5 protein-coding genes and 2 tRNA genes are annotated in these 7,318 nt (G+C 68.6%); 3 read left to right on the top strand and 4 right to left on the bottom strand.

Going from position 1 to position 7,318, the window contains the following annotated elements; genetic code table 11:
• Together RWR81_RS11600 and RWR81_RS11595 are read right to left on the bottom strand one after the other, a co-directional pair.
• Positions 1-860 (bottom strand): type II CAAX prenyl endopeptidase Rce1 family protein (locus RWR81_RS11600; RefSeq protein WP_314457898.1); only part of this gene is annotated, 860 nt, incomplete at its 3' end.
• A 259-nt stretch (positions 861-1,119) separates the two neighbouring features.
• On the bottom strand, positions 1,120-1,824 hold the full coding sequence (locus tag RWR81_RS11595) for a DNA alkylation repair protein (RefSeq protein ID WP_314457897.1): 705 nt from the start codon (positions 1,822-1,824) through the stop codon (positions 1,120-1,122).
• Positions 1,825-2,122: 298 nt separating this feature from the next.
• Between RWR81_RS11595 and RWR81_RS11590 the strand changes: the two genes are divergently transcribed.
• The 3 genes from RWR81_RS11590 to RWR81_RS11580 all read left to right on the top strand — a co-directional run bounded on the left by RWR81_RS11590 (position 2,123) and on the right by RWR81_RS11580 (position 3,931).
• Positions 2,123-2,212: transfer RNA gene (locus RWR81_RS11590), tRNA-Ser, on the top strand.
• 239 nt (positions 2,213-2,451) lie between these two features.
• Entirely contained in the window at positions 2,452-3,711 is a 1,260-nt protein-coding gene (locus tag RWR81_RS11585; protein ID WP_314457896.1) for a hypothetical protein, read from the top strand.
• A 144-nt stretch (positions 3,712-3,855) separates the two neighbouring features.
• Positions 3,856-3,931, top strand: a tRNA-Arg gene (locus RWR81_RS11580).
• A gap of 104 nt (positions 3,932-4,035) precedes the next feature.
• Here RWR81_RS11580 and RWR81_RS11575 read toward each other — a convergent pair.
• Entirely contained in the window at positions 4,036-5,808 is a 1,773-nt protein-coding gene (locus RWR81_RS11575) for an alpha/beta fold hydrolase (protein ID WP_314457895.1), read from the bottom strand.
• A gap of 93 nt (positions 5,809-5,901) precedes the next feature.
• Entirely contained in the window at positions 5,902-7,134 is a 1,233-nt protein-coding gene (locus RWR81_RS11570) for a PLP-dependent transferase (protein WP_314457894.1), read from the bottom strand.
• Positions 7,135-7,318 lie beyond the last annotated feature (184 nt).

Genomic DNA, 7,318 nt, shown 5'->3' with positions numbered 1-7,318 from the left:
GGGCGTCCCAGGTACCAGACGGCTGCGGCCGTCACCAGCGTCTCGGCGAGTATGGCGATAACGGACGGAGTGGTGAACCGGCTCCATCCGGTCAGGGTGTCCTCCCGGCTCAGAGAGCTCAGCAGGACGCCGGTGAAGTTGCCGCCCACATGCATGCCCAGGGCGAAGGCCAGGGAGTCCAGGCGCAGGACGGACCAGGCGGCCACCACTCCGAAGAGAAGCTTCTCAGGGACCTCAATGGCGTAGGTGGAGGCGGTGGCATGAGAGGAGATCCAGGTGGGCAGGTGCATGATGACGAAAGCCAGGGCTGTGGTCCACAGGGCGCACCAGTCCCCGAACTGCGCCCGCAGGGGCTCGAGCAGGCAGCGGCGCAGCGAGAACTCCTCGGGCACGGCGTTCATGAGCACACCGACCCCCAGTGCCGTGGCCAGGGCGGACAACAACCCGGTAGGTGTCACCGGGGCGAGGACGGCTCCCGGGTTGTCGATCGAGTGGTGTACCACGGCGCTGAGGGCGCACAGGCCCGCGCTGACGGCGAAGAGCAGCCAGGGACTGCGAGGCCCCGCGGAGCGCAGCAGGTCGCGCCAGCCGCGGTGCCACACGAGGAACCAGATCGCCAGAGCCCCCAGGTGCAGGACGGTGATGACCCGCCAGGGGCCGCCAACCAGAGCCAGGGCGATACCGACCGACGGGCCTCCGACGAGCAGGACCAGGGCCGCCCAGGCAGTCCTCCGAGTGCGGGCGGCCTCCGCTCCGGGCGAGACTGGCGCTGAGGCCGAGCTGGTCGGCGTCGTCGAGGCGGGGCCGGTCGAGGAGCGCGTGGGGGAGGGGCGGGAGTCTGGGGGCGTGGCGGACGGCATGGGTGAGTCCTTCGCTGGAGTTGCCGGTGAGCCCTCTCCCGGCCTCGGCCGGGGCGGCCCTGATTGTTGCCAGTGGCGGCCGTCATACTATGTCCACCCCGGTCCTGGGACGTATCCTCCGGAGGGACGAGGTTGGTCGTCCCTGCGAACCATTGCCATCATCGCCCCGATGTGTCGCCCCCGCGGGCCTCGTCGTCGATGCCGAGCCTGCATCGGCGGCCCCGTGGCCTGGTCCTTCCTGACGCCGGCGCCCCGTATCTCACAGGCGCTTGAGGGCCTCGCGTCGGCTGAGCGGGGACAGGTCCGGATGTGCCTGGACGAAGGCACGCACCCAGTCGCCGTCGGTGCGCGCGTAGTCGCGCAGCGCCCAACCGATCGCCTTGCGGATGAAGAACTCCGCGTCCTCCTGGTTGGCCTCGATGACGCCGGTGAGCAGGTCAAGATCAGTGTCGGCCTTGTGCTGGAGCTGGCAGATGATGGCGCTGCGCCGCACCCACATGTCCGGATCGGTGGCCCACACGCGCATGCGGGCCGCCGCGGCCGGGTGCTCACGCACCACCAGCCCGACGGCGTGGGAGGTCTCATCAACCAGATCCCACCACTGCCCCGTGCGCAGAAAATGCTCGTAGAGCGCCAGGGACTCCATGCGTCCGGCATGCGACGCGGACAGCTTGGAGCGGATGATGGCCAGGGCCGCGTAGCGCTCCTCGCGGTGAGCGGCCCCATCCCACAGGCGCCGCAGCGCTGCCTCCCAGGCAGTGGCCTCGGTCCACAGGTCGGCATGAGCGGCAGCAGCTCGTCGGGAGAGGCGCCGTGTGTCCGGGACCCCGACACCGTACATCGCCATCTCGGATTTCAGGTACGCCCGCTGCTGCTCCGCACGGGCCGGGTCACCCGCGCCCTCCAGTGCCTCGCGCAGGGCGGTGATGAAGGCCGTGATCCGTGCACCCGTCTCCCCGCTCACCAGCCCCTCACCTCCTTGCAGTGCACAACGCATGCTCTCGTCCGCCTCATGTCTCAACGTCTCTCCATTGCCTGCTTCCAAGGGCGCCATGACCTCAGTGTGTCAGACCGGAGGGTCCGCGGATCGTCTGATCCGGAGACTTCGGGCCGTGAGTGACGGCCGCAGGCCGCCCATCCGGCTCGCGGTCAGGGCGCCTCATGTCAAGGTGCCCGCAGCATGTCGTCGGGCGGTTTGCTTGCAGGGGCGTCCTCCCGGTAGGCTGCCTGCGCGTCCCACGATTACGTCGTGGGAGGGTTATGGAGATGTCGCATAGTGGCCTAGTGCGCCTCCCTGCTAAGGAGGTTGGGGTGGAAGCCCCTCGGGAGTTCGAATCTCCCCATCTCCGCCATCGAGGGTGTGGCTTGCATGCCAGTGCTGCCGGGTCCTGCGGGCGTTGAGGCCGGCGCCCCGGCCGGAAGGCCATGGGACCCAAGTAGCCAGAGAACGACCGTGGCGTCCACACCCTGCCGACTGGTCCCAACGAATCAGGTCAGCCGGGGCGTTCGCCTCTGGCCGATCGGAGCGCCTGTGTGTTATCTCGCTCTGATCCGGGATAGCGTGATGCTGTACCCGACTGAGAGGGACCTCATGTCTGACCACGACGCCACCCAGCCTCCGGCCTCCGGGTCGCCCCGTTCCGGCGAGGGGGATGAGTTCAACGCCCGGACCGTCCTCATCAACCAGGACATGCTCGACGCCGCACGCGCCGAGTCGCGACAGGCCACCGGGCAGCACCCCGGTGGGCAGATGCCCGGCCCCGCGTCCACCGCGGTTCCCGGCGCTCAGCCCCAGCCCGGATCATGGCGCCCCGCACAGTCCGACCTTCCCTCCGGCCCTCCCCCTGAGCAGCAGACGCGCGCTTACCCCACAGGTGCTGGGCAGGAGACCACCCAGCCGGGGGGCGCCCCGGCCGACCCTTACCTTCAGGCGGGCCCCTTCGCGCAGCAGGGCGAATTCGTTCCGTCCGGCCAGCAGTCGCAACCCACCCAGTTCGGCAGGCCCGACCAGGGCGCGGGTGCCGGAATCGGCGGGGCCGGCGCCTCGCCGTTCCAGGCCGGGCAGTCGGCGTCTCCGTCGGCTCAGCCCGGATGGGGCACGCCTCATTCCGACGGCACTGCGGCCGCAGCGTCTCCCCTCGGTCAGTCGGCGCCCGGCGTCCCCTCGGCTCCGGGTGCGCCTGCTGAGCCTGCTGCTGGTGGGGCTCTGGGCGCCGCGGCGAGCCCGGAGACCCTCTACTGGCAGCAGCAGGCTCAACCGGCCGTTCCCCAACAGCCGCAGGCCTTCGCCCAGCAGCCCGCCCCTCACTCGCACCCCTTCAGCGGGGGTCGTGAGACCGGAGAGGTCGGCATGTCCTCGGTCTTCCCCACGGCGACCGCGCGCGCCGAGGCCGAGCAGGCGGCGTCAGGGGACTTCGTCCCCGGAATGCCTCAGCCGGTGGCCCAGTCCGCGCCGTCGTCGACCCCGTCCGTCCAGTCTCAGGGGCCGGTACCCCCGTGGGGCTCGGTACCCTCTTCCGATGTCGCAGCCGGGCAGGCCCCGCCATTGTCCGACATGGCTCCTCCCACGTTCGGGCGGCCGAGCGGCGGCGATGCGCTGGCGTCGGTGAAGACAGGACCTGAGAGCGTCGACTCGGTCGGCAGCTGGGTGCTGGCGTTGTTCCTGTTCTTCGTCCCTATCGTCAACATCGTCTATCTGCTGATGCTCGCCTTCGGTAGCGGCGGTTCCGCCACCAAGAAGAACTGGGCTAAAGCCGGTCTTATCTGGTTGGCGATAGGCCTTGTCCTGAGCGTTATTGCCTATAGCCTGCTCGGCGTCGGGCTGTGGGCGACGTTCTCCACCGCAGGGTAGGCGGGCCGCTGAGCAGAGCGTGGGCGCCGCCGGGGACGGCGGCGCCCACGGGGCCGGGGTTCCGGGCCTGTGCCCATCCTCACGGGGCGCGGATTTGTCCCCTCGGGGGACGCTGAGTAATCTTCTACCCGTCGGCAACGACAGGCGCCTGTAGCTCAACGGATAGAGCATCTGACTACGGATCAGAAGGTTGGGGGTTCGAATCCCTTCGGGCGCACCAACACCCCGTCATCGGCTGGAAAGTCGGAGCCGGGGTGTTTTCCATTTCTGGTACTCCCCGGCTCCGATAACCCCCGATGATGCGGCTCATCTGAATCGTCTGCGTCAGCCCTTCTCAGTTCCGGCCTGAGGTTCTGGGTCTGCTGTGCAGACCTCACCGTCGGAGGGAAGTGTTCCGTTGACGAGGTAGTCGCCGATTTTCGCCGTGGTACAAGTGTTCTTGCCCGTGGCGACATGACCGTACATATCGACGCTCAGCAGGTGGCTGTTGCGGATTCTCGACACCAGTGCATGGGACCACGGGTAGGGCGTGCTCGGATCGTGCAGAATGCCGACGACGAGCACTGGGTTCGTGGCCTCCGTGTCGACGTCGACGGCCTCGGTCCTACTGGTGTGACCCCAGCCGTGGCAGAACGCGTCGTACTGGGGCAACAAGCTGTGGAAGACCGGGTAGTCGTGGCGGTAGGAGGCCAGCGCTGCATCCCAGCTCGCCTGGTTCCCGGTGTCGGGGAAGTCGAGGCACCGGTTGGCCGAGAAGACGTTAACGCCTCGTAGCATTTCGACGACCTGCTTCTCGGTTGTGGGACGCGTGTTATCGCTGGAGACGGACTCGGCGTTCCTCTTCAGCGCGGTGCCGTCGTGCGTGTTCATGGCCTGGGTCAGTCCCTCGTCGAGCAGCGGCCACTTATCGGGCGAGGCGGTGACGAGTGCGCTGATCGCGTTAACGGCCTTGGTCCGATCCAAGGGCGTTCCGGATCCGGAGACGGTCAACGGGTTGGCGTCCAGGCCGTCGAGGAAGGTCGCGAGCCGGGCGACAGCCTCATCCGTCGTACCGCTCAGGGGGAACCCCTCCCGGCCCTGCTGGGACTCGATGTAGGTGTGCAGTGACTGCTCCCAGCCTGCCGCATCACCTTCCATCGCCTCCTGCCGTGACAGAGTGGGGTCCATGGCGCTGTCCAGGACGACGCGTCCGATGTTGTCCGGGAAGAGCTCGGCGTAGACCGCGCCCAGGTAGGTGCCGTAGGAGGCGCCGTGGTAGTTGAGGTCCTTGTCTCCCACCAGCGCCCGCATGACATCCATGTCGCGGGCGACGGAGCGGGTGTCCGCGTGATCGAGGATCTCGGGGACCTCCGTGTGCTCCTGGCAGGCCGCGGCCTTGTGTGAGCCCTGGGCGACGATGTCGGCGGCGCTTCCCGGTGTTGAGAGGGAGGGCATCTCCGCCTGTCCGGCCTGAATCGCCTGGACGTCCTCGGGGGTCCAGCAGGTGATGGGAGTGGACTGGCCGACGCCGCGAGGGTCGAAGCCGATGACGTTGTAGTTCGCCAGGACCTCCGACAGATCACCGCTCTTGTAGAGCTCGGCCTGCGACTCGATGGTGGATATGCCGCTTCCCCCGGGTCCGCCGGGGTTGAGGAAGATCGAGCCCTGAGGGGAGGAGCTCGTTGAGGGCAGCTTCTTGAGGGCCACTGTTATGGTTTGCCCCTGCGGGTTGTCATAGTCCAGGGGAACGGTCACGGTGGCGCACTGGAAGGCGGTTCCGGTGGCGTCGTCGGTGCAGTCGGTCCAGGTGAGGTCCTGATTGTAGAAGGACTCCAGGCCCTTGGGGACGCCCGCCCCCGTGGACCCGGTGGATCCCGTGGATCCTCCGGAACCGTTTGAGCCGTTACTGTCGGTGGCCTGAGACGTGCCGGCGGTGCTGTTCGAGGCTGCGCTGCCGTCCAGGACGACACCGGTCTGATGGGAGTCGTGCGCGGGTGGGCTCACAGCGGCTGCGGTGTTGGCACCGAGCATGCTGCAGGCAGTGAGCGTACCGAGCAGGGTGAGGACGGCGTGGGTTGAGGTGGCGTGCGATGGTGAGGTCGTTCGTAGGCGTCTCATGATGACGAGCATTGTCCTTCCACAGCACGATGGCCCCCGCTTGAAGCACAGCAGTGCCTGTCCGTATGGACAGTTCGGGCTCTGAACGAACTCTCAGACGCCGGCGGCCTCGAATGCCTGGGCCAGGTCCGCGATGAGGTCGTCGACGTGCTCGATGCCGACGCTCAGGCGCATGAGCCGATCAGTCAGCCCGTAGGAGGTGCGTACCTCGGCGGGCACGTCTGCGTGCGTCTGCACCGACGGACAGGTCACCAGCGACTCCACACCCCCTAAGGACTCGGCGAAGGTGAACACTCGCACCGAGGCCAGGAAGCGGGCCACATCCACCGACTCGGCCAGGTCGAAGCTCACCATGCCCGAGTGTCCCGGGTAGAGCACACGTGTCACATAGGGGCTCGAGCGCAGGAACTGCGCGATCGCGGTGGCGTTGGCCTCGTGGCGCTCCATGCGCAGCGCCAGGGTCTTGAGCCCGCGCAGCAGCAGGAAGCAGTCGAAGGGTCCCAGTGTCGCGCCGGTGGTGTTGAGTCGGTAGCTCAGCCGCTCGGCCAGGGAGTCGTCGGCCACCACGGCCACACCCGCCATGACGTCGTTGTGCCCGCCCAGGTACTTCGTGCCCGAGTGGACGACGACATCGGCCCCCAGCTCCAGGGGCCGCTGTACCACCGGGGTGTAGAAGGTGTTGTCCACCACCAGCCTCGCCCCGGCTGCGCGGGTCAGTCGGGCGGCCTCGGGAATCGGGATCTCCTCCATCATCGGGTTCGTGGGCGTCTCGATGACGACCAGGTCGGCCGGGGTGGCCAGTGCCTCACGCAGACCCTCGAGGCCCAGGACGAAGTCGACGCGCGCGGCCCCCTCCTCGGCCAGGACCTCCAGGAAGCGGAAGGAGCCGCCGTACAGGTCGCGCAGCGCCACGATCCGGCTGCCGTGCGGCGCCAGCGTGCGGGTCACTAGCTCCAGGGCCGCCATCCCCGAGGACAGGGCGAAGGCCGCCGTCCCGCCCTCCAGACGGGCCAGGGCATCCTGCAGGACATCGCGGGTGGGGCTGGCCGTGCGCGTGTAGTCGTAACCCGTCGACTCGCCCAGACCCGGGTGACCGTAGGCGGTCGACAGATGAATCGGCGTCGTGATCGCGCCCGTGGCCGGGTCGGTGCCGGTTCCGGCGCGCACCAGCAGCGTCTCCAGACGGACCTGCGGGGCCGGGACCGACGACGTCGGGTGATGGTGAACCGGGAAGGTGCGGGCGGCCGGAGGCTGGGGACAGGCAGGGTCGTCGACGGACCGGGTGGTGGTCTGGTTCGCGGACTGGCCGGTGGACGGGCTGGTCATGGGTGGTTTCTCCTCACGGGTGGGGGAGTGGGGGAAGGAATGATGAGTGATGGTCGACGGCGGCGCGGGTGACGGTCGGTGAATGGACACCGCGCGGGGCGGTTCGGCGGAGCCCGGGTGCGCCGGATCAGGCGGACCGGGCTACGCGACCACGGCGAGCGGCCCGCTCGGCGCGGGCGGTCAC

Source organism: uncultured Actinomyces sp. (genome assembly GCF_963526355.1).
Taxonomy (GTDB): domain Bacteria; phylum Actinomycetota; class Actinomycetes; order Actinomycetales; family Actinomycetaceae; genus Actinomyces.
Note: the sequence above shows the minus strand (reverse complement) of the source record. Positions and strands in the feature narration are given on the sequence as shown.

Excerpts from the sequence above, each read along its gene's own strand:
- RWR81_RS11570 (WP_314457894.1), bottom strand. The coding sequence starts at position 7,134 with ATGACCAGCCCGTCCACCGGCCAGTCCGCGAACCAGACCACCACCCGG.
- RWR81_RS11585 (WP_314457896.1), top strand. The coding sequence starts at position 2,452 with ATGTCTGACCACGACGCCACCCAGCCTCCGGCCTCCGGGTCGCCCCGT.
- RWR81_RS11575 (WP_314457895.1), bottom strand. The coding sequence starts at position 5,808 with ATGAGACGCCTACGAACGACCTCACCATCGCACGCCACCTCAACCCAC.